Annotated in this window: 12 protein-coding genes; all 12 read left to right on the forward strand. The window is 71.2% G+C overall.

Features of this window, described 5'->3' with window-relative positions:
• Positions 1–3 precede the first annotated feature (3 nt).
• The 12 genes from QFZ64_RS03555 to QFZ64_RS03610 all read left to right on the forward strand — a co-directional run bounded on the left by QFZ64_RS03555 (position 4) and on the right by QFZ64_RS03610 (position 25,635).
• The gene (locus QFZ64_RS03555) at positions 4–1,533 is read left to right on the forward strand and encodes an amino acid adenylation domain-containing protein (RefSeq protein WP_307062200.1); all 1,530 of its coding nucleotides are present in this window, start codon (positions 4–6) and stop codon (positions 1,531–1,533) included.
• Positions 1,530–4,475 carry a condensation domain-containing protein gene (locus QFZ64_RS03560; RefSeq protein ID WP_307062202.1) on the forward strand — a complete coding sequence of 982 codons (2,946 nt, stop codon included), beginning with the start codon at positions 1,530–1,532 and terminating at the stop codon, positions 4,473–4,475. The genes QFZ64_RS03555 and QFZ64_RS03560 overlap by 4 nt, the downstream gene beginning before the upstream one ends.
• An 892-nt stretch (positions 4,476–5,367) precedes the next feature.
• The gene (locus QFZ64_RS03565) at positions 5,368–6,669 is read left to right on the forward strand and encodes an MFS transporter (protein ID WP_307062204.1); all 1,302 of its coding nucleotides are present in this window, start codon (positions 5,368–5,370) and stop codon (positions 6,667–6,669) included.
• 288 nt (positions 6,670–6,957) lie between these two features.
• Entirely contained in the window at positions 6,958–11,994 is a 5,037-nt protein-coding gene (locus QFZ64_RS03570; RefSeq protein WP_307062206.1) for a non-ribosomal peptide synthetase, read from the forward strand.
• Complete coding sequence (locus tag QFZ64_RS03575; protein WP_307062208.1) at positions 11,991–15,308, forward strand: amino acid adenylation domain-containing protein; 3,318 nt, start codon at positions 11,991–11,993, stop codon at positions 15,306–15,308. Before QFZ64_RS03570 ends, QFZ64_RS03575 begins: the two co-directional genes overlap by 4 nt.
• Complete coding sequence (locus QFZ64_RS03580) at positions 15,305–19,312, forward strand: amino acid adenylation domain-containing protein (protein ID WP_307062210.1); 4,008 nt, start codon at positions 15,305–15,307, stop codon at positions 19,310–19,312. Before QFZ64_RS03575 ends, QFZ64_RS03580 begins: the two co-directional genes overlap by 4 nt.
• 113 nt (positions 19,313–19,425) lie before the next feature.
• A complete protein-coding gene (locus tag QFZ64_RS03585) occupies positions 19,426–20,433 on the forward strand; it encodes a GHMP kinase (protein WP_307062212.1) in 1,008 nt (335 codons plus the stop codon).
• Positions 20,408–21,466 (forward strand): pyridoxal-phosphate dependent enzyme, encoded by a 1,059-nt coding sequence (locus QFZ64_RS03590; RefSeq protein ID WP_307062215.1) that lies wholly within the window; start codon positions 20,408–20,410, stop codon positions 21,464–21,466. Before QFZ64_RS03585 ends, QFZ64_RS03590 begins: the two co-directional genes overlap by 26 nt.
• The gene (locus QFZ64_RS03595; protein ID WP_307062217.1) at positions 21,463–22,698 is read left to right on the forward strand and encodes an ATP-grasp domain-containing protein; all 1,236 of its coding nucleotides are present in this window, start codon (positions 21,463–21,465) and stop codon (positions 22,696–22,698) included. Before QFZ64_RS03590 ends, QFZ64_RS03595 begins: the two co-directional genes overlap by 4 nt.
• Complete coding sequence (locus QFZ64_RS03600; protein WP_307062219.1) at positions 22,695–24,209, forward strand: argininosuccinate lyase; 1,515 nt, start codon at positions 22,695–22,697, stop codon at positions 24,207–24,209. Before QFZ64_RS03595 ends, QFZ64_RS03600 begins: the two co-directional genes overlap by 4 nt.
• Entirely contained in the window at positions 24,206–25,288 is a 1,083-nt protein-coding gene (locus QFZ64_RS03605; protein WP_307062220.1) for a GntG family PLP-dependent aldolase, read from the forward strand. The genes QFZ64_RS03600 and QFZ64_RS03605 overlap by 4 nt, the downstream gene beginning before the upstream one ends.
• 152 nt (positions 25,289–25,440) lie before the next feature.
• A complete protein-coding gene (locus QFZ64_RS03610; protein ID WP_307062222.1) occupies positions 25,441–25,635 on the forward strand; it encodes an MbtH family protein in 195 nt (64 codons plus the stop codon).
• Positions 25,636–25,641 lie beyond the last annotated feature (6 nt).

Below are 25,641 nucleotides of genomic sequence, written 5' to 3' on the forward strand. Positions count from 1 at the left end.
GCGATGTACTCCCTCTTTCGTGACCAGGCAGCCAGGCACGGCACGCGTCCCGCCGTCCGTGACGAGCAACGAACTCTGAACTACGCCGAGTTGGCCGACCGCGCCGGAGCGATCGCCGGTTCACTGCGTGAGCGCTTCGGCGACGACGATGTGCGGATCGGGCTCTACTGCGGGCGCACGGTCGACTTGGTGACCGCGGTGCTCGGGGTCGCCGCAGCCGGATACACCTATGTGCCGCTCGATCCCACCTACCCGGAGTCCCGCCTGGACTTCATGGCGAAGGACAGCGGTCTCGCTGCGATCGTCTCGGACCGCGTCCTGCCCGGAGGTCTGGCCGGGATCGAGGTGCTGCGGATCGACGAGTACGACCAGGACGCCGCGACACAGCCACGGGAGGAGCTTCCGGAGCCGTCCCCGGACTCCACCGCGTACATCATCTACACATCGGGCTCGACCGGCAGGCCCAAGGGCGTGGCGGTCCGCCGCCGGTCGGTCACCGCGTTGGTCCGCGGCATGCTGGACCAGTACGACTTCGACAGCGATGACGTCTGGACGCTGCTGCACTCCTACTGCTTCGACGTCTCCGTCTGGGAGATGTGGGGCGCGCTGGCCAGCGGCGCCACCCTGGTGGTGGTACCCACCGAGGTTGTGCGCTCACCGCGGGCCACGATCGACCTGATGACCCGTCACCGCGTCACGATCACGAGCGTGGTACCCACGGTGTTCCGGTATCTGGCCGCCCATGTGCGCACGTCCGGACACTGGCCGAGCACGCTGCGGCGCGTCGTCTTCGGTGGCGAGGCGGTCGACGCGGCCGATGTCAGAATCTGGCGCGCGACCGCCGGGAGCCGCTGCGAGTTCATGAACACGTACGGCATCACCGAGACCACCGTCTACGTCAGTACCCGGACCTTCACCGACGCCGAACTCGACGCGACCGGGGACGAGCGGGGGTTCGCCACCGAACTCGGCCGCCCGATTCCCGGGTGGGAGATAGCGGTGCTCGACGACGAGGGCGTACCCGTCGCGGTCGGGGAGACCGGCGAGATCTGGGTCGCCGGCGCGGGAGTCGCAGAGGGCTATGTCAACCGTCCCGACCTCACCGCGGAGCGTTTTCGCATGCTGGAACCAGCGGGAGGGCCTCCCCGCCTGTTCTACCGCAGCGGCGACCTCGCGGTCCGCGCCGCGAAGGAGACATACCGCATCGTCGGCCGGGCGGACCTCCAGGTCAAGATCAACGGTTTTCGCATCGAACCGGGAGAGATCGAGGTGGCGTTGCGAGGTATCCCCGGGGTGCTCGACGCCATCGTCACCGCGGGCAACAGCCGCCGCGGCGAGCCGATGCTCACCGCGCACTACACCAGTGAGTCCGGACTGAGCCCTGAGCGGCTGCGCGAACTCTTCGCGGCCGAGGTACCCGCCCATCTCGTGCCCGGCGCGTTCGTCCGCATGGCCGACCTCCCCCGCACCGCGTCAGGCAAGAGCGATCGCAGGGCGCTGAGCGAGGAACTCACCGAAAGCAGGTTCGCATGACCGACGAGACCCAACGCCTTCCGCTTTCCGTCAATCAGGAGGCCATGTGGGTCGCGTGGCAGCGCGACCCCGAGCAGCGGTCGCACATCATCCCGCTCCCGTTCGAGGTGGAGGGGCGTCTCGACCTGCCCCGGCTGCGCCGGGCCGTGGGGGCGCTCGCCGCCAGGTATCCGCAGTTGCGTGGACGAGTCGTCGCCACCCCGAAAGGCCCGGTACTGGACTGGTCGGATGCTCCCGCGATACCGGTGCGCGAGACCGAACAGGCCGGCGCTCGGAAAGAGGCTCTGCGACAGCTGTGGCAGCGGCCCTTCGACCTGCGCAGCGGTCCGCTGCTGCGGATAGACGTCCTGAACGACAAAGACTCGCAAACCCTGCTGGTGGCAGCGCACCACCTCGTCAACGACGGCGCGGGCGTCCTGATCATGATGGAGGCGCTGCGCGCCGCGTACAACGACGGATCGGTCGCCGACGGGACGGTGGCCCCTCTCGGAGCGGCACGCCTCCACGCCGAGCGCACCAGGGAACTCGCCGACGGGGATTCGGGGCAGGCGCACCGTGCCTACTGGCGCGCGATCCTCGGCGACGGCGGCCCGGACTTCGAGCTGCCGCGCAACACCGAGCCGGGCGGTTACACGATGCTCGGCGACTACATACCCCAGGAACTCGAGATCCGGCTGCGGGCGTCCGCCGAGGAGCATGGCGTCTCCTACGTCACGGTCCTGCTCACCGGCTACTTCGCGCTGCTACGCCGGTACTCGGCCTCCGACGACCTCTTGGCCTTCGTGCCCTTCCACGGCAGGACGGATCCCGAACTCGCCGATCAGGTGGGCTATTTCGTCAATCCGCTCCCAGTCCGGCATCGGATCCGCGCCTTTGACCGGTACCGTGATCTGTTGACGCGGGTGCGTTTGGAGGTCAAGGACGCCCTGCGGTTCGGCGAGCTGCCGTTGCCCAGCATCATGCGCGCGGCCGGGCTCTCCGGCCCGCAGGCCCACGCCCGGACCCACCAGGCGCTGTTCCAGTACTGGAACGCGGGACTGCGCTCCGGCACAGATCTGCAGCATCTGGAGTTCGACGGTGCCGTACTGCGGATGTCCGACGTGGAGAGCAGTGCCGGGTTCACACTCGCCGTCATGGTGCGGGAAGACAGCTCCGGCACCCACGTGCTGTGGAAGGACCCGGAGGGTGTCCTCGGGCTCGCCCAGGTGCGGGCCATGGCTTCGGACTACCTCGACGTGCTCGCGGACATCGCGGACCGCCCGGGCTCGACAGTCGCCGCCCCGCTCGCCTCGTCCACCGATCCGGCGGCCGGCCACCCGCTGGCCGGGCCGCAGCCGGAGTCCGGGCCGGAGGCCGGCCCCGGTGCCACCGTTGAGCGTTCAGGCATGATCGAGGTCTGGCAGGAGGTGCTGGGCGTCCCTGACATCGACTGGCGGGATTCATTCTTCGAACTCGGAGGGCACTCACTGCTGGCCGAGTCACTGATCCACTCCGTGGGCGAACGTTTCGGCGTCGAGGTCTCGCTCCGCACGCTGTTCGACTACCCGCGGCTGTCGGACTTCACCGAGCAGGTGCTGGGTGCCCCCCGGGCCGAGTCGGTGGACAGCGAGCCCGAGGCGGGCCGCGCGGAGGACGCGGATGCGCACTGGCGGCCCCTGCCCCACCGGATGGCCCTGGGACTGAGCCGGGAGCAGCGGCCGGACGGCGTCATTCCCGCGGAGAGCATCATCTGCAAGGTCTTCGAGTTCCCCGGCGTCCGTGTCGACCCACCCCGGCTGGACCGTGCGGTGCGGTGGGCCGCGGCGGCCAATCCCTCGCTGACAGCCGAATACCGCATCGACGCGTCACACGGCCCGTTGTACCGGCCCCGCCCGCCCCGTCCCGGACTGGTGGAACTGGTACGGACGGCATCGGACGACTGGGAGACGGTGCGGCGCGTCGCGGACAAGATCGCCAGTGAGGAGATCGTGCGCGACCTGGACGTACGTGAAGGGCAAGCGCTCTACGTGGCCTGTGTGCACGGACCCGGAGCCGGCTTCGCGCTCGTGATCAGGATCGACCACTCGGTGTGCGACGGCCTGTCCTTCAACCGCTTCCTCAAAGACATGAGCGATGCCTACGCGACGGACGACGAACGGGAGTTCCAGGCCGGCCACACTCGTGCCGCCCTCTCGGACGTCGCCGTCGCAGAGCGCATCGCGCTCGAAGACACCCGCACCGAGGCACTGCGCGCAGCCTGGCGCGCCCGCCTTCCTCGGGGTGTACCGGAGATGTTCATCAACGACACGACACCGTGGTCGAAGTGCCCGCCCCACGGGAGCAACGTCCAGATCGTGCTGCGCGGCGAGGAGTACCAGCGGCACCTGGCGGAGGCACGGCAGCACCGGGCGACCGGGTTCATGGTCGCCATCACGAAGATCCTGCGTGCCCTGCGGCCCGTGCTGCTCAATGACGAACTCGCCTTCTTCTGCCCGTTCCCCGGACGCTTCGTGCCGGAGGCCACGGGTACTGTCGGCAACTTCGTCAACCTGCTGCCGGTGGTGGTCGACGCACCGCGCGGCACGGACGCGCCGAACACGCTCAAAGCGGTCCGCAACGCGATGCTCTGGACCCTCCAGCATCAGGGGCTGCCCTTCGCCACGGTGCTCGACGAGGTGCGCGAGGTCGACCCGACGGGTGAGCAGTACCCGAAGAAGCGCCGCTCCATCTTCATCGCGGGCAACGAGCCCGACCGCTTCACGCTCGACGGCGTCTCCGCCACGACGCGGGTCCCCGACCTCACCTCCGCCATGTTCGATCTCAGTGTCTGGGTCACCGACACCGGCTCGGAGCTGGTCTGTTCCGCGGTCTTCCGCCGCTCCCTGCTGGATCTCGAAGCAGTGCGCAAGGTGCTCACCGCGATCGGTGCGCCGTTGGAGTCCCTCCCGGACAGCGGCATGTGATCCGAACCGGACGGAACGCGGGCACGCGGCGGGACGGCACCCCCGGTCCTGGTCCGGCCGGGCGCGGGTGCCGTCCACGATCCGTGGCCGGTCCGCGGCATCGGCCGGCAGGACCACCGGCCCGAGCCCGCATCGTCACGTCGGTACAGCAGCGAACCGCCACGGCCAGGACCCTCGGACGGCCGCGGCGCCCACGGCCGCCCGTGCGGCCCGCCGTTCCCGCCGCGCGCCCGCTCGGCCCTCGACACGCCGGCCACACACCGGAGATGTCCTGTCACGGCCTTGCGGCCGATGGCCCCGGTCGTCCCCTGCACGAGGACGTCCTGCCCGGCCCGCACCGAGACAGCGCCGGCCTGCCGGCCTTCGGTCCGGGCCGACCCGACCGGCGACGGGCCCCGCCGGTCCCTCGGACCACCGCTCCGCGTCACCGCCCTGGTCCGAGCGCGATCGGCAGACCGACGGCCATGACCGCGCAGGCAGACAGCGGCGGCGAACTCGCCTCTGCTCCGCCGAGGTCGGCGCAGAGGCCGCACGACTTCCCCGGCCGTGGGACCGAGGCCGTCCCTCGCGAAGCGCGCCTGGATCGAAGTGCGAAGCGGGGCCGGGGAAGTGTGTCCCACTCGGTGCGGATCAGCCCTGCCGTTCGGGGCGGCGCGCTATCGTAAGCGTTCGGTCGGTGGGTCCGAAGAGTGGGACGGGCGGTCCACACCTCCCCCGGCCGGGTCACGCGCTCCCGGGCGGCCGGGTCGTCGAACGGTCGTGGCCGTGTGCCATGCCGCAGCCTCGGCCGACCCGCCCCTCGCGCCGGTCGGTCCCTTCCGGTCCCGGCATGCCGTGCGTCCACGGGCATCCTGCCGCACGCCATGACCAACGACCACAGGAAGGTCCTCCCGTGCACCCGTCCGCCCCCGAGGAGACCGTCGCTCCCGCGCCCCGACCGGCCGACCGCTCCCACGCCCTGTCCTGGACACCCGACCTGCTGCGCGACACCGCCTTCCGCCGTTACTGGACCGCCCAGACCGTGTCGTACCTCGGCGACCAGGTGTCCGCCCTCACCCTCCCCCTCATCGCCGTCACCGTGGTGCACGCGGGCGCGGTGCAGATGGGCTGTCTCAGCGCCGCGGCCTGGCTGCCGCACCTGCTGTTCGGGCCGTACGCCGGGCTGTGGGCGGACCGCCGCAGCCACCGGCGCCGTGTCATGATCGCCGCCGATCTGGGCCGCTTCACGCTGCTGCTCGGCCTGGCCCTCTTCTACGCCTTCGGCACGCTGACGTTCACCGTCCTGTTCGCGATGGCCTTCGGCGTCGGGCTGCTGTCGGTCCTCTTCGAGGTGTGCAACCCCCCGCTCTTCAAAGCCCTGGTGCCGCCCGAGCACTATGTGTCCGGCAACTCGCTGAGCAGCGGCAGCCGAGCCATGGCGAAGATCGTCGGCCCGAGCGCCGGCGGTTTCCTGGTGCAGCTGCTCTCCGCGCCTGCCGCCCTGCTGGTGGACGCGGTGTCGTACCTCGTCTCGGCCGTGCAGCTGGCGCGGATCGCCCCGCAGGAGGCACCACCCTCGACGGAGCGTGCCCGGTTGCGGACGGCCTGCCGGTTCATCGTCCGCTCCCGGACCCTCCGGGCGGCACTGGCCGCCACCGCCACGGTCAACTTCTTCTGCTTCGTGACCACCACCCTCTTCGTGCTGTACGCCACTACCTCGCTCGGTCTCGGCGCGGGCCTGTTGGGCACGGTGCTGGGCGCCGGGGCCGTCGGCGCGGTGGTGGGCGCCGTTTCGGCGACTCCGCTGACCCGAGGCCTGGGAGTGGGCCGGACCTTCCTGCTCGGCTGCCTGGCGTCCACCGCTCCGCTGCTGCTGATTCCGGCGGCCCACGGGGCCAAACGCACGATGCTGCTGATGCTGGTCGGCGCCCAGTTCGGCTCGGCCATGGGTGTCATCTGGATCGACATCACCGCCGCGACCCTGCTGACCTCGCACGTCCCGGACGCCATGCGCTCCAGCGTGTTCGGCGCCTACCAGGGCGTGAACCTCGGCATGCGGCCGCTCGCCGCCCTGCTCGCCGGTGCCGCCGCCGGGCCGCTCGGGCTGCGGACGACGCTGTGGATCGCCACGGCCGGGGCCCTCACCGCCTGTCTGTGGATCCTGCCCTCACCGCTGTCCCGCAGGACCCCGCCCGACGCCGTCCATGAGTCCTGAGCGGCACAACCGGCAGCGAAAAGTGCCGCCGAGGCTGCCTGTGACAGTGCCGTTCCGGCCGTCGCAGGGCGGTTAGCGTGGCTGTACCGATCGATGATCGCCGTCGCACGTACCGCGCACGCAGCTCGTACGCACCCCGTTTCCCGGACGTCCGCCCGCGTCTGCCCACAACCGTCGAAGCAGGGCGACCGGGACGGCGGACGCACTTCGGCAGACTCCCGGGCCGGCCGAAGTCGCCCCCGTCCCCCGGTCCTCGCCCGTCCGTCACCGCCCCTCATGGAGACTTCCGTGACCTCAGCAGATTCCGGACACTTCCTCGACAAGTTCCTCCGGCAAGTAGCAGCGACCCCCGACCTCCCCGCGGTGGAGTTCGGCGACCGGCACCTGACATACGCCGAACTCGACGCCCGTGCCGCCGCCTCGGCCGCTCGCCTGCACTCCCTCGGCGTGGGTCCGGGGGCGACGGTCGGCGTGCTCCTGGAGCCGTCCCTCGATCTCGTGACCTCGGTCCTCGCCGTCGCCCGCGCCGGCGCCGCCTGGCTCCCGCTGGACCCCTCCTATCCGGCCGACCGGCTGTCGTACATGATCAGCGACTCGGGCGCCATGCTGGTGATCGCCGACACGGACGCGCCCGGGTGGCTGCGCTCCCTCGGCATCCCGCTCGCGGACCCCGCCGACGACACGCCCCCCGCCGAGTCCCTCCCGCTGCCCCGGCTGCGCCCGGAGTCCGCGGCCTACGTCATCTACACCTCCGGCTCCACAGGCCGCCCCAAGGGCGTGACGCTCACCCAGCGCGGACTCGCCAACCTGACCGACGCCCAGCGCTCCACGTTCACCGTCGATCCGGGCCACCGGGTGCTTCAGTTCGCCTCGCCCAGCTTCGACGCGTCCGTCTTCGAGCTGGCCATGGCACTGTGTTCGGGCGCCACCCTGGTCCTGCCGCCGCGCCGCGACGTCCTGTACGGGCCCGGCCTCGGCGACTTCCTCGCCGAGGCCCGCATCACCCACATCACCCTGCCGCCGAGCGTGCTCGCCATGGTGCCGGAGCGGGAACTGCCGCACCTGGAGACGATCGTCTGCGCGGGTGAGGCCCTCCCCCAGCAGCTGGTCGACCGGTGGGCACCGGGCCGGGCCATGTTCAACGCGTACGGCCCCACCGAGATCACCGTGTGGGCCTCGGTGTCCCGGACCGCGCCGGGCGGCGGCAAGCCGGTGATCGGCCGGGCCGTCGACGGCGTGCGCCTTCACGTCCTGGACGAGTCGCTGCGTCCGGTGGTGCCCGGCGAGCCCGGTGAACTGGTGGTCGGCGGTGAGGGGGTGGCCCGCGGCTACATCGGCCGCCCGGCTCTGACCGCCGACCGTTTCGTACCGGACCCGGATGCCCCCGGCGAACGGGCCTACCGCACCGGTGACCTGGTACGGATGACGCCCGACGGCGAACTGGAGTTCCTCGGCCGCATCGACCAGCAGGTCAAGCTGAACGGCTTCCGCATCGAGCTGGACGAGATCGCCGCCGTGCTGCGCGACCACCCCGCCGTGAGGGACGTCGCAGTGGTCGTCGGCCGGGTCAGCGACGAGGACCGGCTGGTCGGCTACGTCGTGGCACCGTCGGCGAACCCTCTGGAGCTGCGCGAGTTCGCCGCCGGCCGGCTGCCGCACTTCATGGTGCCGTCGGTCGTGCTGATCGACCGGCTGCCGCTGCTGCCCAACGGCAAGCTGGACCGCTCCGCGCTGCCCGCCCCGGATCGCGCTTCGCTGGGGCTGAGCGACGGCGGTGCCGAGGCCCGCACCGATACCGAGCGCCGACTGGCCGACATCACCGCGGAGTTCCTCGGCATCGACGGGGTCGGTGTCGACGACGACTTCTTCCTGCTGGGCGGGCATTCACTGCTCGCCGGACGCCTCGCGGCACGGGTCCGTTCGGAGTTCGGCACCGAGCTGCCGATATCGAGCATCTACGAACAGCGTACGGTGGCCCGGATGGCCGCCGAGCTGGACCGGCTGGGCCTCAGCGCGCCGGCCCTCCCCCCGGTGGTCCGGGTGCCCCGCGACCGTCCGCTGCCTCTGTCTTTCCCGCAGGAACGGATCTGGTTCCTGGAGCAGCTCTCCCCCGGCAACCTCGCCTACAACGCCCAGGCCACCATCCGGCTGCGCGGCCCGCTCGACGCCGAGGTGCTGGGCGCCACGATCACCGAGGTGGTCCGCCGGCACGAGATCTTCCGCACCGCCTTCTCCACGATCGACGGGGCCCCGGTGCAGGAGGTCCGTCCGCCGATGACGGTCCCGCTGCCCGTGGTCGACCTCCAGGACGTGCCGGAGGCGGAGCAGGAGCGCCGTACCGAGGAAGTCGTACGGGACACCATCCGTCGCCCCTTCGAGCTCACCGACCCGCCGCTGGCCCGCTGGCTGCTGATCCGCCACGCGGCCGACGACCACACTCTCGTCCAGGTGGAGCACCACTTCGTGCACGACGGCTGGTCGTTCGGTGTGCTCCTCGACGAGATCCGGGCGATCTACCCCGAGCTGGCAGCCGGACGCCCGTCACCGCTGCCCGAACCGCCCATCCAGTACGCCGACTTCGCCGCCTGGCAGCGCGCCTGGATGCGCGACGAGGTGCTGGACCGTCATCTGGAGTACTGGAAGAACCACTTGAAGGACGCACCGCTCGTGCTGGACCTGCCGACGGACCGGCCGCGGCCGCGTGTCCCGTCGTTCCACGGCGCGGCCCTGCGGGTGGAGCTGCCGGCCGAACTCAGCCGTGCGCTGCGGGAGTCCAGCGAGCGCTCCGGGGTGACGCTGTTCGCCTCGATGCTGACGGGCTTCGCCGCCCTGCTGAGCCGCTACTCGGGCCAGAGCGACCTGGTGGTGGGCACTGGTGCCGCCAACCGCAGGCTCGCGGAGACCGAGCGCATGCTGGGTATGGTCGTGAACACCCTGCCGCTGCGGCTCGACACTTCGGGTTCCCCGGGTTTCGGGAGTCTCCGGCGCCGGGTGAGCGACGTTCTGGTGGAAACCTCGGACTGGCAGGACGTGCCGCTGGACCGGCTGGTGGAGGCCGTGGCCCCGCCGCGGGTCCCCTCCATCAACCCGCTGTTCCAGGTGATGTTCAGCTTCCACAACGCCATCGTCCCGGATCTGGAGTTCGGGGGTGTGCGGGGTACCGTCCTGGAGAGGCACAACGGCTCGTCCAAGATGGACATGAACATCGTCGTGGTGCCGCGGTCCCAGCAGAGGGCCGGCCGTGAGGACCACCCGGACCGCGACCGCATCACGCTGATCTGGGAGTACGCCTCGTCGCTTTTCGACGAGGACACCGTGCGGCGGATGGTGGACCAGTACATCACCCTGCTGCGATCCGCGGTCGCCGACCCGGAGCGGCCGATGGACCGCATCGGACTGGAGTCCGGTGCCGACACTGACCGCGACCGGGCGCTGGTGGCGGCGGGGTCGGGTGAGCGTGTGGAGTTCTCCGGTGGTCTGCTGACAGATCTGGTCGACGCGGTCGCGGCGAGGGCCCCGCACGCACCCGCGGTCACCGATTCCCGGTCCACCCTCACCTACGCCGAACTCACCGGCCGGGCCAACCACCTGGCCACCCGGCTGCGTGACGCCAAAGTCACCCCCGACACCCCGGTCGGCCTCTGGATGGACCGCTCCGCCGAGATGACCATCACCCTGCTGGCCATCCTCAAAGCAGGCGGCGCCTTCCTCCCCCTCGACCCCGACCTCCCCGTCGGCCGGGTGAAAACCCTCCTCACCGACGCGGGCGCCCCCCTGATCTGCGTCGACAGCCACCGCGCCCAAGCCCTGACCACCACACCCACCGAAGCAACCGGGGCACCGACCGTCCTGGACTGCGGCCCGGGCACCCTCACCAAATCCTCACCCACCCCACCGGACAACACCATCACCGGAGACAACCTGATCTCCGTCTACTACACCTCCGGCTCCACCGGCACCCCCAAAGGCGTCGCCTCCACCCACACCGGCTGGACCAACCGCATGCAATGGATGCAGGCCCAGTACCCCCTCACCCCCGGCGACACCGTCCTGCACAAAACCGTCCTCAGCTTCGACGACTCAGCCGTCGAAATATTCTGGCCCCTCATCGCCGGCGCCACCGTCGTCATGCTCCCCCCCGGCCTCCACCGCGACCCCCGCGCCATCGCCGACTGGAGCAACAACCACCACATCACCGCCCTCCACTTCGTCCCCTCCATGCTCAACCTCTTCCTCGACGAGATCACCCCCACCCGCCAACCCCTCACCCACCTGCGCCACGTCATCTCCAGCGGCGAAGCCCTCCGCCCCGACCTCGTCACCAAATTCCACCAACGACTCGCCCACACCCCCGCCCACCTCCACAACCAATGGGGCGCCACCGAAGTCTCCATCGACTCCACCAGCCACACCTGCACCCCACAGGACGAGCAGGCCCCCGACGTATCCCTCGGCAACGCCATCGCCAACAACCAGGTACTCATCCTCGACGAACACCTCAACCCCGTACCCGACGGCGTCCCCGGCGAGCTCTACCTCGGCGGCACGGGCCTGGCCCGCGGCTACCTCCACGACCCCCGCAAAACCGCCGCGGCCTTCCTCCCCCACCCCTACCACCACGGCGAACGGCTCTACCGCACCGGCGACCGCGGCATACGACGACACGACGGCCGACTCACCTTCCTCGGACGCACCGACAGCCAGGTCAAGATCCGCGGCATCCGCATCGAACCCGCCGAGATCGAACACACCCTCCGCCGCCACCCCGCCATCCGCGACGCCGTCGTCACCAAATGGGAACCCACCCCCGGCGACCAACGCCTCGCCGCCTACATCACCCTCCACCACCCCACCACCGACAACAACACACTCACCACCGACATCAACACCCACCTCGCCGACCGCCTCCCCCTCTACATGATCCCCTCCACCCTCACCGTCCTCGACCACATCCCCGTCAACGCCAACGGCAAGACCGACCACCACGCACTCCCCCGACCCACCACCGACACCCACACACCAACCACCCGAGCCAACGGACCAGCCGAAGAACTCATCGCCAGAACCTGGTCCGACGTCCTCAACCGCCCCGACCTCGACATCCACGCCAACTTCTTCGCCCTCGGCGGACACTCACTCCTCGCCACCCGCATCATCTCCCGACTCCGCACCACCCTCTCCCCCGACATCCCCCTCGCACTCATCTTCGACAACCCCACCATCCACACCATGGCCACAGCCCTGGAGAACCTGCTGCTGGACGCGGTCGGCGAGCCGGAGACGGACCTGGTCGAGGGCGCGACCGCCGAGAGGAGCCACTCATGACCACGAGCGCGACTCCTCAGACAGACCCGCACGAGGCGAGGCGCGCGCAGGTCAGGTCACTGCTCCTGGGCGCCAGTGCCGCCCAGCGCGCCGACACGGCGGTGACGGCCATTCCGGCGGCCGGACCGGAGGCGCGGGTGGCGTCCTACTCGCAGGAGCGGATGTGGCTCCTGGAGCAGATGATGCCGGGCTACAACACCTCCACCGTGATCAGGGTCCGGGGCGTGCTCGACACCGATGTGCTGGCCCGGAGCTTCACGGTGGTGTCCGGCCGGCACGAGGTACTGCGGACGGTCTTCGACGAGCGGGACGGTGCCCCCGTCCCCCGGGTGCTGCCGGCCGCGCCGGTCACCGTACGGGTCCACGATGTCGTCGGGAACGACGCGGGTGAACGGTACGCGGCGGGCGTGGAGTTCGCCCGTGAGCTGATGCGCGAGCCGTTCTCCCTGGCCGACGGGCCCGTCTTCCGGGTCGCCGTGGCGCGGTTGGCCGAGGACGACGCGCTGCTGATACTGGTGGTCCACCACATCGCGATCGACGGCACCTCGATGCGGGTGCTGTGGTCCGAACTGTCCCGGGCCTACGCGGCCCTGGCGGCCGGCCGCGAGCCCGAACTGCCGCCGCTGCCCCTGCAGTACGGGGACTACGCGGCGTGGAGCCGGACCCATCAGACGCCGGAGCGGCTGGGCCACCAGCTGAAGCACTGGCGGGAGCGGCTGGCCGGTGCGAGTGCCGACGAACTGCCGACGGACCGACCCCGGCCGGCTGTGCGGACCGGCAACGGCTCCCAGTTCTCCTTCACCGTGGACGGCGAGCTGGGGGCGGCGGTCAACCGCTTCTCGCGGGAGCACAACGCGACCGCCTTCATGACGCTGACGGCCGCGTTCAGCGTGGTCCTCGCCAGGCACTCGGCGACCCGGGACGTCACCCTGGGCACGCCGATCGCCGGCCGGGGGCGTCCCGAACTGGACGGACTGATCGGCTACTTCGTCAATACCCTGCTGATCCGTACCGAGCTGGCCGACGACCCGTCGTTCGAGGAGCTGCTGGTCCGCACCCGCGCGAACACCCTCGCCTCCTACGAGCATCAGGAACTCCCCTTCGAAGCCCTGCTGGCAGAGCTCCAGCCGGAGCGGGACCCGAGTCGCAACCCGCTGTTCCAGGTGCTCTTCGCGCTGGGCGACGAGGAGACCGATGACCTGGTGCTGCCCGGTCTGACGACCGAGCGCGTGGAGCTGGTCGACGGAAAGTCGCGGTTCGACCTGAACGTGGCGCTCACCCGCTCCGGCGACACGTTCTCGGGGATCGCCTACTACGAGGCGGACCTGTTCGAGCAGGCGACGATCAGCCGGCTCATGCGGCACTTCGTGACCTTCCTGCGCAACGCGCTGGCCGAGCCGGACCGTCCGGTCTCCGGTGTCGGCATGGTCGACGCGGCCGAACGCGATCGACTGCTGGCGGCGGGGTCGGGTGAGCGTGTGGAGTTCTCCGGTGGTCTGCTGACAGATCTGGTCGACGCGGTCGCGGCGAGGGCCCCGCACGCACCCGCGGTCACCGATTCCCGGTCCACCCTCACCTACGCCGAACTCACCGGCCGGGCCAACCACCTGGCCACCCGGCTGCGTGACGCCAAAGTCACCCCCGACACCCCGGTCGGCCTCTGGATGGACCGCTCCGCCGAGATGACCATCACCCTGCTGGCCATCCTCAAAGCAGGCGGCGCCTTCCTCCCCCTCGACCCCGACCTCCCCGTCGGCCGGGTGAAAACCCTCCTCACCGACGCGGGCGCCCCCCTGATCTGCGTCGACAGCCACCGCGCCCAAGCCCTGACCACCACACCCACCGAAGCAACCGGGGCACCGACCGTCCTGGACTGCGGCCCGGGCACCCTCACCAAATCCTCACCCACCCCACCGGACAACACCATCACCGGAGACAACCTGATCTCCGTCTACTACACCTCCGGCTCCACCGGCACCCCCAAAGGCGTCGCCTCCACCCACACCGGCTGGACCAACCGCATGCAATGGATGCAGGCCCAGTACCCCCTCACCCCCGGCGACACCGTCCTGCACAAAACCGTCCTCAGCTTCGACGACTCAGCCGTCGAAATATTCTGGCCCCTCATCGCCGGCGCCACCGTCGTCATGCTCCCCCCCGGCCTCCACCGCGACCCCCGCGCCATCGCCGACTGGAGCAACAACCACCACATCACCGCCCTCCACTTCGTCCCCTCCATGCTCAACCTCTTCCTCGACGAGATCACCCCCACCCGCCAACCCCTCACCCACCTGCGCCACGTCATCTCCAGCGGCGAAGCCCTCCGCCCCGACCTCGTCACCAAATTCCACCAACGACTCGCCCACACCCCCGCCCACCTCCACAACCAATGGGGCGCCACCGAAGTCTCCATCGACTCCACCAGCCACACCTGCACCCCACAGGACGAGCAGGCCCCCGACGTATCCCTCGGCAACGCCATCGCCAACAACCAGGTACTCATCCTCGACGAACACCTCAACCCCGTACCCGACGGCGTCCCCGGCGAGCTCTACCTCGGCGGCACGGGCCTGGCCCGCGGCTACCTCCACGACCCCCGCAAAACCGCCGCGGCCTTCCTCCCCCACCCCTACCACCACGGCGAACGGCTCTACCGCACCGGCGACCGCGGCATACGACGACACGACGGCCGACTCACCTTCCTCGGACGCACCGACAGCCAGGTCAAGATCCGCGGCATCCGCATCGAACCCGCCGAGATCGAACACACCCTCCGCCGCCACCCCGCCATCCGCGACGCCGTCGTCACCAAATGGGAACCCACCCCCGGCGACCAACGCCTCGCCGCCTACATCACCCTCCACCACCCCACCACCGACAACAACACACTCACCACCGACATCAACACCCACCTCGCCGACCGCCTCCCCCTCTACATGATCCCCTCCACCCTCACCGTCCTCGACCACATCCCCGTCAACGCCAACGGCAAGACCGACCACCACGCACTCCCCCGACCCACCACCGACACCCACACACCAACCACCCGAGCCAACGGACCAGCCGAAGAACTCATCGCCAGAACCTGGTCCGACGTCCTCAACCGCCCCGACCTCGACATCCACGCCAACTTCTTCGCCCTCGGCGGACACTCACTCCTCGCCACCCGCATCATCTCCCGACTCCGCACCACCCTCTCCCCCGACATCCCCCTCGCACTCATCTTCGACAACCCCACCATCCACACCATGGCCACAGCGATCGGACACCTCATGCCCGCGTCCGGTACGGCCGACGGGAGGACGTCCCTGTGACGACAAGTCCGATCGTGGAACGCGCGGTGGAAACCGCACCGCGGGGAACCGGCTCCGGTCCCGCCATGGACGCGCCGCTGTCGGCGGCGCAACGCCGGGTGTGGCTCCTGGAGCACCTCCGTCCCGACCTCGTCGAGTACAACATGGCGCAGGTCTTCAAACTGGACGGGCTGCTCGACGCGCACGCCCTCTCCGCCGCCCTCAGGCTGGTCGTGGAACGGCACACCATCCTGCGCTCCCGTGTGGTCCAGGACGCCACCGGCGGACCGCGGCTGCGTGTGGAACCGGCGTCGGCGGTACGGCTCCAGCGGACCGATCTGAGCTATCTGGCGGTCGGGCCGGCCTACGAGGAGGCGTACCGGCTGCGGGACGCTGACATCAACGGTCGGTTCGACCTGGCCGCCGGCCCCTGGCTGCGCGCCCGGCTGACAGAACTGCCGGAGAAGTGCTACCTGTTCACCGTGGTCGTGCACCACATCGCCGTGGACGCCACGTCCATGCAGATCTTCTGGCAGGAACTCTCCCAGGCCTACGCGGCGTTCACCGCGGGCAGCCGTCCGGAGCTGCCCGCGCTGCCGATCCAGTACGAGGACTACGCGAAGCTGGCGGCCCGGCAGCTGGAGACGCCCGAGGCGGCCGCCGAGGTCGAGTACTGGAAGCGGACCCTGACCGGGGCGACCCCGACCGAGTTGCGCGGCGACCGCGCCCGGCCCGCGGTCCGCAGCAGTGCGGGTGCCCGGGTCTCGTACGTGATCGACCCCGCGGTGGCCGACGGGGTGCGGGAGCTCGCGCAGAGGTATCGTGTCTCGCCGTTCATGGTGCTGTTCGCGGCCTTCGCCGCGCTGGTGTCACGGCACTCCGGCAGCCGGGACGTCACCATCGGCGTGCCGATGTCCGGCCGTACGCTCCAGGAGACCGAGGGCCTGATCGGGTTCTTCGTCAACACGGTGTTGCTCCGCACCGACCTGGAGGGCAACCCGACCTTCGCCGAGCTGCTGTCCCGGGTCCGGAACACCACCCTGGAGGCGTACGAGCATCAGGGCGTGCCGTTCGACGTGCTCGTGGACGAGCTGCGGCCTGAGCGTGACCTGAGCCGCAACCCGCTGTTCCAGCTGCTGTTCAACCTGGTCGAGGAGCAGGCCTCGCATCTGCGGCTGCCCCAGGTCTCGGCCGTGTCGCTGCCGGTCGAGGCGGACACCGCCCGCTTCGACCTGGACGTCACCGTGGTGACCCGGGACCGGCAGATGGAGGTGCTGATCGCCTATGCGACCGAGCTGTTCGAGGCCGGCACCGTAGCCCGGTTCGCCGATCACTACCGCCGCATCCTGGCGCACGCGGTCGAGCGGCCCGACATCCGGATCGGCGACCTCGCCCTGCTGGCGCCCGAGGAGGAGCGGCTGCTGCTGTCGGACTGGAACAACCCGGCCGACTCCGAGCCTCCACTGCTCCTGCCGGACCTGGTGGACCGGCACGCCGTCCTGACCCCGGACGCGGTCGCCGTGGAAGGGCTCGACGGCGCGCGGCTCACCTACGCCGAACTGGTGCGGCGGGCCTCAGCCCTGGCCGCCGTGCTGCGCGCGGAGGGTGCGGGCCGGGACGCCCCGGTGGGCGTGATGGTCGAGCGTTCCCCTGACCTGTTGGTGGCACTGCTGGCGGTCCTCAAGTCCGGCGCGGCCTATCTGCCCCTGGAGCCCGGCTATCCGCCGGAGCGGCTGGCGTACGTGCTGGCCGACAGCGGCGCCCGGCTGCTCCTGTGCCGCCCGGAGCTGGCGGCCCGGCTGGATCCGGCCCCGAACGTGCGGCTCATCGACGTGGGCCGGTCCGCGAAGGTGCCCGCCGAGCACGGGCCGACGGCACAGGTCCGTGCCGACGACCTGGCGTACGTGATCTACACGTCCGGCTCGACCGGCCGACCCAAGGGCGTGATGGTCCCGCACCGCGGCCTGGTGAACTTCGCCGCGGACTTCGGCCGTACCCTCGGCCTTTCCGCCGACGACGTGCTGTGCGCGGTGACCACCGTGGCGTTCGACGCGTCGGTGCTGGAACTCTTCGTGCCGCTCGTCCGGGGCGCCAAGGTGGTGCTGGTGGATCGGGAGACCTCCGCGGACGGCGCCGCCCTGGCCCGGGTCATGTCGGAGTCGGGGGCGACGGTCATGGCGGCGACGCCGGCCACCTGGCATCTGCTGCTGCTCAGCGGCTGGCAGGGCGGCGCCGTCCAGGCCGTCACCGGCGGCGAGGCGCTCTCCGCGCAACTCGCCCAGGAGCTGGCGCCGCGGGTGTCCCGGCTGTGGAACGCGTACGGCCCCACCGAGACCAGTGTCTACTCGACCGTTGAGCTGATCGCCCCCGAGGCTCCCGGGGAGCCGGTGTCGATCGGTCTGCCGATCGCCAACACCCAGGTGCACGTGGTGGACGACCGGATGCGGCTGATGCCGATCGGCGCCGTCGGCGAACTGGTCATCGGCGGCGCGGGTGTCACCCGCGGCTACGCCGGGCGGCCCGCCCTCACGGCGGAACGGTTCGTCCCGGACCCGTTCGGGGACGGCGGCCGGCTCTACCGCACCGGTGATCTGGCCCGCAGGCGGCCCGACGGCAGGCTGGAGTTCATCGGCCGGGAGGACACCCAGGTCAAGATCCGCGGCTACCGCATCGAGCTCGGCGAGATCGAGTCGGTTCTGCAGCGGTACCCCGCGGTGGACCGGGTCGCCGTGGTCACCACGGGCGAGGACATGGCACGGCGGGTCGTCGGTTACGTCTCCTGGCGGGACGAGCCCGACGAGCCCGGACTGCGCGCCTTCCTGCGGGAGCACCTGCCGCAGTACATGGTCCCGGCCGTGCTGGTGGGCATGGAGCGGATGCCGATGACGCCGAACGGCAAGGTGGACCGCAAGCAGTTGCCCGAGCCGGCCGCCGAGGCCGTCGCAGGCTCCGTCGCTCCCCGCGACTCGTTGGAGCTGCGGGTCACCTCGATCTGCGAGCGGGTCCTCGGCCGGTCCCCGGTGGGTGTGCGGGACGACTTCTTCGCCGCCGGCGGCAACTCGCTCAGCGCGTTCGAACTGGTCGAGGCGGTACGGCGGGAGCTCGGTGTGAGCGTGCCGCTCAGCACGTTCTTCCGGGCGCCCACCATCGAGGCGCTGTGCGGCGCGCTGCCCGGACTGACCGCGGTGTCCGAGCGACTGCTGGTCCCGCTGTCGACGGCCTCACCCGCCGGCCGCTCGCCGCTGTTCCTCGTCCATCCGCACGGCGGCGGTGTCAGCTCCTACATGGGCCTGGCGCGGGAGCTGGAGGGCGGTGTGGACCTGTACGGCGTCGAGGCGGTCGGCTACAACACGGACGCGGCGCCGCTGCGCACCGTCGAGGAGATCGCCGAGCGTTATCTCGCGGAGATGGCGGAACTGGCTCCCGAGGGCCCGGTGCTGCTGGGCGGCTGGTCGTTCGGTGGTGTGGTGGCGTTCGAGATGGCGGTGCGCCTGGAGCGGGCGGGCCTCGAGGTCGGCGCGCTGGTGTTGCTGGACTCGCCGGTGCCCGGCTCGGCGGACCTGGTCGGCGACGAGGACGTGCTGTCCCGGTTGGGGGCCGACGCCGGACTGTCGTCCGACGAGATGGACGAGCTCGACGACAGCGCGCTCATCGCCGCTCTGGTCCGCCATTCCCATCGACACGGACGTCTGCCGGACCGGATCGAGTCGACTGCCGTGCGCCGCATGGTCGAGGTCGCCCGTGCCAACGGGGAGGCCGCCGGCCGCTACCGGCCCGACGCGGTGGTCCACGCGGACGTCCACCTGCTCACCGTCTCCGAGTCCCACCCGACCCTGAAGAGTCCCGACGTCGATCCTGACGCCTGGCGGGCTTTGACCCGCGGCCGGGTCTCCACCGTCCCGGTGCCGGGCAACCACCACGACATGGTGCACCCGCCACACGTCGCTGAACTGGCCGCGCGGATCACCGAGATCGTCCGCCCGTATCAGGCCGCGGGCCGCCCTGCCGGTCGCGCGGACACCTGACCAGGTACGAAGCCGGCCCGGAGCGGGGCCCGCACGGCCTCGCTCTCCCGGTCCCCGCCGCCCACGCGGCGCAACGCGTGACCTCCGTTACCCGAACGTCCGAGGAGGCGTAGGTGAAGATCGACGTGCAAGGCCAGGACGTGCTGTCCGTACAGGGCACGCACGACCAGGTACAGATGAGGCCGGTGCCCCCGCACCTGGAGCACGGCGTGCTCATCGGCACCGGAACAGCCCCCAGCCACCACGGTGAACTGCTCCAGGGGGTGTTCGAGGACGACGGCAGGCTCCGCCGCGGTCTGGTGACGCTGCCCTGCCCGCTGTTCGCCAGCAACGCGACCGTGCGGCTGAGCCGTTGGGAGCCGGAACTCACGGTCACCCCGCGGTGGAAGACGAAGGCCCTCGACGCCGCCCGCACCACCCTGCAGGTGCTCGGCATGGGCGACTACGGCGGGGAGCTGGAGATGCGGGGCGATGTCGCCGTCGGCTGCGGCCTCGGCTCGTCGACCAGCGACGTGACCGCGGCGATCCTGGCGGTGCTGGCCGCGGCCGGCCGCAGCCTCGCGCCGGAGCGGATAGCCCGTATCGCGGTCGCCGCCGAGATGGCCACCGACCCCCTGATCTACTTCGACCGGATGCTGCTGTTCGCCCACCGCGAGGGTGCGGTCATCGAGGACTTCCACCGGCCGGTGCCGCCGCTCGAGGTGCTCGGCTTCTCCTCGACGAGCAAGGAGATCGACACCCTGGCGCTGCCGCGCGCCCGGTACAACGCCTGGGAGATCGAATGCTTCCGGGCGCTGCGCGGCCTGATGCGCCGGGCCGTGGCCCGGGGCGACCACCAGGAACTCGGCCGGGTCTCCACCGCGAGCGCCCGCATCAATCAGCGATTCCTGCCGGTGCCCCGTTTCGACCGAGTGCTGGAGATCGCCGAGGAAACCGAGGCACTGGGCGTGCAGGTGGCCCACAGCGGCACGGTCGCCGCCCTCCTGTTCGCACCCCACCAGCCGGAACTGGAACAGCGCACGGCGCTGGCTGCCCGCCGGCTCGCGGAACTGCGCATCACCGACCACTGGCGCTACACAGCCGGGAGCGAGACACATGTCCCGTACGCACACCAGTCGTAGGGCGTTCACGAGCGTGGTCGACGGCCACGTCCTGCCCAAGGTCATCCAGGTCGGGCCCAACGTGTACGGGGCCGCCTTCCATCTGATGAAGTTGCTGCCCGCGCAGTTCATGCTCACCAGTGCCATCGAGACCGGCGAGCTCACCGAGGGCACCACGGTCGTGGAGACCACGTCCGGCACCTTCGGGCTCGGTCTGGCGATGGTGTGCCGGCTCAAGGGCATCCCCCTGGTCCTCGTCGGCGACCCTGCGATCGAGCCGCCGCTGCGCCGTCGGCTGACGGCGCTCGGTGCCCAGGTGAGCATCGTCTCGGGTCCCGAACTGCGCACCCGCGGGGTGCAGCAGGCCCGTCTGGATCGGGTGGCCCGCATCCAGTCCCGGCTCGGCTCCTACTACACCCCCGGCCAATACGACAATCCGCTGAACCCGGTGTCGTACGGAGCGGTCGCCGAACTCCTGCTGGAGACCATGGGCACGTTCGACGCGCTGGTCTGTCCGGTCGGCTCGGGCGGATCCTCCTCCGGGATCGGCTCGTTCCTGCGGGCGCTGAACCCGCAGCTGAAGCTGATCGGGGTGGACACGCCCGGCAGCGTGCTCTTCGGCGCCCCGGCCGGCCCCCGACAGCTGCGCGGTCTCGGAAACGGGCTGGTACCGCCGGTCCTGGAGCACAAGCTGTTCGACGAGATCCACTGGCTGGACGCGGGGACAGCGTTCACCGCGACCCGGCGGCTGCACGCCGAGCACGCCCTGTACATGGGGCCGACCAGCGGCGCCGCTCACCACGTGGCCCGGTGGTACGCCGAACGGCATCCGGAGCTGCGGGTGATGGCGCTCTTCCCGGACGAGGGCCACCGCTACACCAACACCGTGCACAACGACGTGTGGCTGCGCCGCGGCGGCTTCCTGACACCGCCGCCTTCGGCGCCACGCACCCTGGACCACCCCGCCCAGACCGCCGGAAGCTGGTCCCGGTACTCCTGGCAGCGGCGCACCCGCGACGAGGTCGTCGCCCTCGCGGAAGGAGCGGTGATATGACCCGGGACGTGTTCGTCCTTGTCGAGAGCAACACCACCGGAACGGGCCGGCTTTTCCCCGCGGCGGCCCGTGCGCTCGGCCTGCACCCGGTGCTGCTGGCCGCCGACCCGTCCCGGTACGCGTCGGTCGGCGGCGCCGAGGTGGTCCGTACCGAGACCGACGACGTGCGGGCGGTGGTCGACGCCTGCCGCGGCCTGGCCGTCGGGCGGCGCGTCGCGGGCGTCGCCACCAGCTCCGACTACTACGTGGAGACGGCCGCCGCGGCGGCCGCCGCGCTCGGCCTGCCGGCCAACTCCCCCGCCGACCTGGCCGCGGTCCGCGACAAGGGCACGCAGCGGGCCCGGCTCGCCTCGGCCGGAGTGAGGGTGCCCCGGTTCACTGTGGCCGACACGGTCGAGGAGGTCCTGGCCGCAGCGGCGGAGATCGGCTACCCCGTGGTCGTCAAACCCGTCACCGGCAGCGGCAGCCTCGGCGTGCGGCTGTGCGCGGACCCCGAGCAGACGGCCCGACACGCCCGGGCCGTGCTCTTCCGCGAGTCCGACGAACGCGGCCGGCCGGTGCCGCGCCGGGTCACGGTCGAGGAGTTCGTGAGCGGCGGGGAGTACTCGGTCGAGGTCCTCGACGGCACCGCGGCCGGGATCACCGCCAAGCACCTCGGCGCACAGCCCCTGTTCGTCGAGACCGGGCACGACTTCCCCGCCGCCCTGGCCCCGGCCGTGCGGGAGGCGGTCACCAAGGCGGCCGAGGCGGCCGTACGGGCGCTCGGCATCGTCCTCGGCCCGGCCCACGTGGAGCTGCGCCTCGGCCCCGCGGGCCCGGTCCTGATCGAGGTCAACCCGCGGCTGGCGGGTGGTTGGATCCCCCGGCTGGTGCAGGAGGCCACCGGCACCGACCTGATCCTGGGGACGGTCGCCGCGTTCAGTGGACTCCCGTCCCCGGTGGCCGTGACCGCGGCAAGGGGAGCGGCGATCCGGTTCGTGGTACCGGCCGAGAGCGGCCGGCTGCGCCGTATCGACGGGGTGGCGCGGGCCTGCGCGGTACCCGGTGTGGTCGACGTGGAGACCTACCGGGAGCCGGGCACGGAGATCACCGTGAGCGGTGACTTCCGCGACCGGATCGGGCACGTGCTGGCCCGGGGCGCGACTGCCGCCGAGGCGGCCGCCGCCGCCGAGGAGGGCGTGGGCCGCATCACCCCGTCCCTGGTGGTCCGTCGGGAGGGGGTGCCGGCATGACGGATTCAGGCCGCCTGCGCAACGCCGCGTCCCCCGAGATCCGCCGCATGCTCCTGGAGCGGCGGGAACCGCCAAGGCCCCCCTGGAAGGCCGAACTCGACCGGATCACCCATGTCGACCTCGCCCACGTCGTGATGCTCGCCGAGCGCCGGATCGTCGGGGCCGGGACCGCCTCCACCCTGCTCGCGGCCATCACCGAACTGCGCGAGCGAGACTACGAGGCCCTGGAGGCCTTGCCCGCCCCGCGCGGCCTCTACCTGGCCTACGAGTCCTATCTGATTGATCTTCTCGGCGAGGAGACGGGCGGTGTCCTGCAAACCGGCCGCTCCCGCAACGACCTCGGCGTCACCTGCCTCCACCTGGCGCTGCGCGAGCCGTACCGGCGGCTGTCGGAGGAGCTGGCCGAACTGGGCCGGGTGCTGCTGGAGCGCGCCCATGAGTACCGCGAGGTGCTGATGCCCGCCTACACCCACTTCCAGGCGGCCGTGCCGGTCACCTACGGCCACTACCTGCTCGGGCTGGCGCAGGCCTTCGAGCGGGACGCCCGCGCCCTGGCCCAGGCCGGGGAACTGCTGAAGCGGTGCCCGCTGGGCGCCGGGTCGATCGGCGGGACGACCGTGCCGATCAACCCGGGGCGCACGGCCGACCTCCTCGGTTTCGGCGAGCCGGTGCGCAACTCGGTGGACGCCATCGCCAGTCGGGACACCGCGCTGCGGCTGCTGTCGACGGCCGTGGTCCTCGGCGTCACCCTCGACCGGGCCGCCCTTGACCTGTTGATGTGGTCCAGCGCGGAGTTCGGGCTGCTGACGATCCCGGACGGGCTGGTCGGATCCAGCTCGATGATGCCGCAGAAACGCAACGCGTTCGTCCTGGAGCACGTGCAGGGGAAGTCGGCCGCCGCCCTCGGCGGGCTGATGGGCGCGGCGAGCGCGATGCGGGGTACTCCGTTCACCAACTCCATCGCGGTCGGCACCGAGGCGATGACCCATGTGATGCCGGCGCTGGACGCGACGATCGACGCGGTGAAGATCCTGCGGCTGGCCTACGACGGGGCCCGGCCCGTACCCCGGGCCATGGCGGACCGGGCGACGGCGGGGCTGACCCACGCGACCGCCACCGCCGAACAGCTGGTGCGCCAGGGGGTGCCGTTCCGACGGGCCCACTACCAGGTCGGGGAGGCCGCGCTCGCCGTCGCGGAGGGACGGTCCTCCTCCCTCGGCGCGGCCCTGGTGGCGAACGGCCGGCTGCCGGCCGGCGAGTCCGCCGGCCTCAGGCCGGAGGCCGTGTGGTGGGCGGCGGAGTTCGGAGGCGGCCCCGGCCCGGCCTCGTTCCGCCGCTGCCACGAACCGCTCGCCTTGCGCTGGGAGGAGCATCGCGCCCGGCCGGCCAAGGAGGCCGCCTGCTGGGGCGACGCCGACGAGCGCCTGTGGGACGCCGTGGCCCAGGTGCACAGCAGGACGCGGGGCACCGCCGCGGTCGCCGCACCCGATTCCGAGGAGGACTTTTCATGACGAGCACTGACCGCGACGCCGCCCGGGCGCCCGTCGTCGAACTGCGCAGCGACACCTTCACCCTGCCGACACCCCGGATGCTGGCGGAGATGACCAGGGCTCCACTTGGTGACGACGTGTACGGAGAGGATCCCACCGCGCGTCAGCTGGAGGAGCTGGCCGCCCGGCTGGTGGGCATGGAGGACGCCTGCTTCATGCCCAGCGGCACCATGGGCAACCTGGCGGCTCTGCTGGCCCACTGCCCGCGCGGCACCAAGGCCCTCGCGGGAGCCGAGTCCGACATCTACGTCTACGAGGCCGGCGGGGCCTCCTACTGCGGCGGCGTGATCGTCGAGCCGGTGCCCAACCGGACCGACGGCACCATGGCGCTCGCGGACATCGAGGCCGGCTTCCCGGAGGATTCCGATGACCCGCAGTTCGCGCTGCCCGCCGTGCTCTGCGTGGAGAACCCGCAGAACCGCTGTGGGGGGCGGGTGCTGCCGCTGGAGTATCTGGCGGAGGTCCGGGCGCTGGCCCGCTCCCGCGGCGTGGCGGTCCATCTGGACGGGGCCCGTCTCTTCAACGCCGCGCTCGCTCTCGGCGTGCCGGTGCACGTCATCGCCGGTTACGCGGACTCGGTGCAGTTCTGTCTGTCCAAGGGGCTGTCCGCGCCGGTCGGCTCAATGGTCGCGGGCAGCGCCGAGTTCGTCCGGTCGGTCCGGCGCATCCGCAAGATGCTCGGCGGCGGAATGCGGCAGGCCGGGGTCCTGGCCGCGGCCGGGCTGGTCGCGCTGCGCGAGATGACACTGCGGCTCGGCGACGACCACGCCACCGCGCGCCGGCTGGCTGAGGGACTGGCCGCGCTGCCTGGGGTGGTGGTGGAGCCGGTCGAGACCAACATGGTCTTCTTCCGGGTCGACGCCCCCGGTCTGCCCCAGGCCCGGTTCATCGAACGGGCCTGGGAGGAGGGCGTACGCCTCGCCGAGCTGGGCCATGGCCGGATCCGGGCCGTCACCCACGCGGGGGTGGACGATGCCGACGTCGACCGCGCCCTGGCGGTCTTCCGAGAGCTCCTGCTGCCGCGGACCGTCGCCGCCTGACCCCGTCCCCGACACCGACCGTCACCTGCCGACGGCCTGCTTCCTGTGGGCTGTTCAGGTCCCGTCCGTACCACCGCGACCACCCGCTTCACCCGCTCCACCCGTTCGAACCCGTCCCTGAAACCGTTCCACCACACGATCGGAGAACCGTCATGCAGCAGAACTCCCAGCAGTGGCTCGTCGTCGTCAACGACGAGGAGCAGTACTCCGTCTGGACCGCCGACCGGGACATCCCGCAGGGCTGGCGCGCGGTCGGGGTCAGCGGTCCGAAGGAGGACTGCCTCGACCACATCGAGCGCACCTGGACCGACATGCGCCCGCTGAGCCTGCGCTCCACCGCCGCCTGACACCGG

Origin of the sequence: Streptomyces sp. B3I8 (assembly GCF_030816915.1) — a bacterium.
In the GTDB taxonomy this organism is placed as follows: Bacteria; Actinomycetota; Actinomycetes; order Streptomycetales; family Streptomycetaceae; genus Streptomyces.

What these genes read in the sequence shown, in the direction of transcription:
- QFZ64_RS03555 (WP_307062200.1), top strand. Translation starts at nt 4, where the DNA reads ATGTACTCCCTCTTTCGTGACCAGGCAGCCAGGCACGGCACGCGTCCC.
- QFZ64_RS03560 (WP_307062202.1), top strand. Translation starts at nt 1,530, where the DNA reads ATGACCGACGAGACCCAACGCCTTCCGCTTTCCGTCAATCAGGAGGCC.
- QFZ64_RS03575 (WP_307062208.1), top strand. Translation starts at nt 11,991, where the DNA reads ATGACCACGAGCGCGACTCCTCAGACAGACCCGCACGAGGCGAGGCGC.
- QFZ64_RS03590 (WP_307062215.1), top strand. Translation starts at nt 20,408, where the DNA reads ATGTCCCGTACGCACACCAGTCGTAGGGCGTTCACGAGCGTGGTCGAC.
- QFZ64_RS03595 (WP_307062217.1), top strand. Translation starts at nt 21,463, where the DNA reads ATGACCCGGGACGTGTTCGTCCTTGTCGAGAGCAACACCACCGGAACG.
- QFZ64_RS03600 (WP_307062219.1), top strand. Translation starts at nt 22,695, where the DNA reads ATGACGGATTCAGGCCGCCTGCGCAACGCCGCGTCCCCCGAGATCCGC.
- QFZ64_RS03605 (WP_307062220.1), top strand. Translation starts at nt 24,206, where the DNA reads ATGACGAGCACTGACCGCGACGCCGCCCGGGCGCCCGTCGTCGAACTG.
- QFZ64_RS03610 (WP_307062222.1), top strand. Translation starts at nt 25,441, where the DNA reads ATGCAGCAGAACTCCCAGCAGTGGCTCGTCGTCGTCAACGACGAGGAG.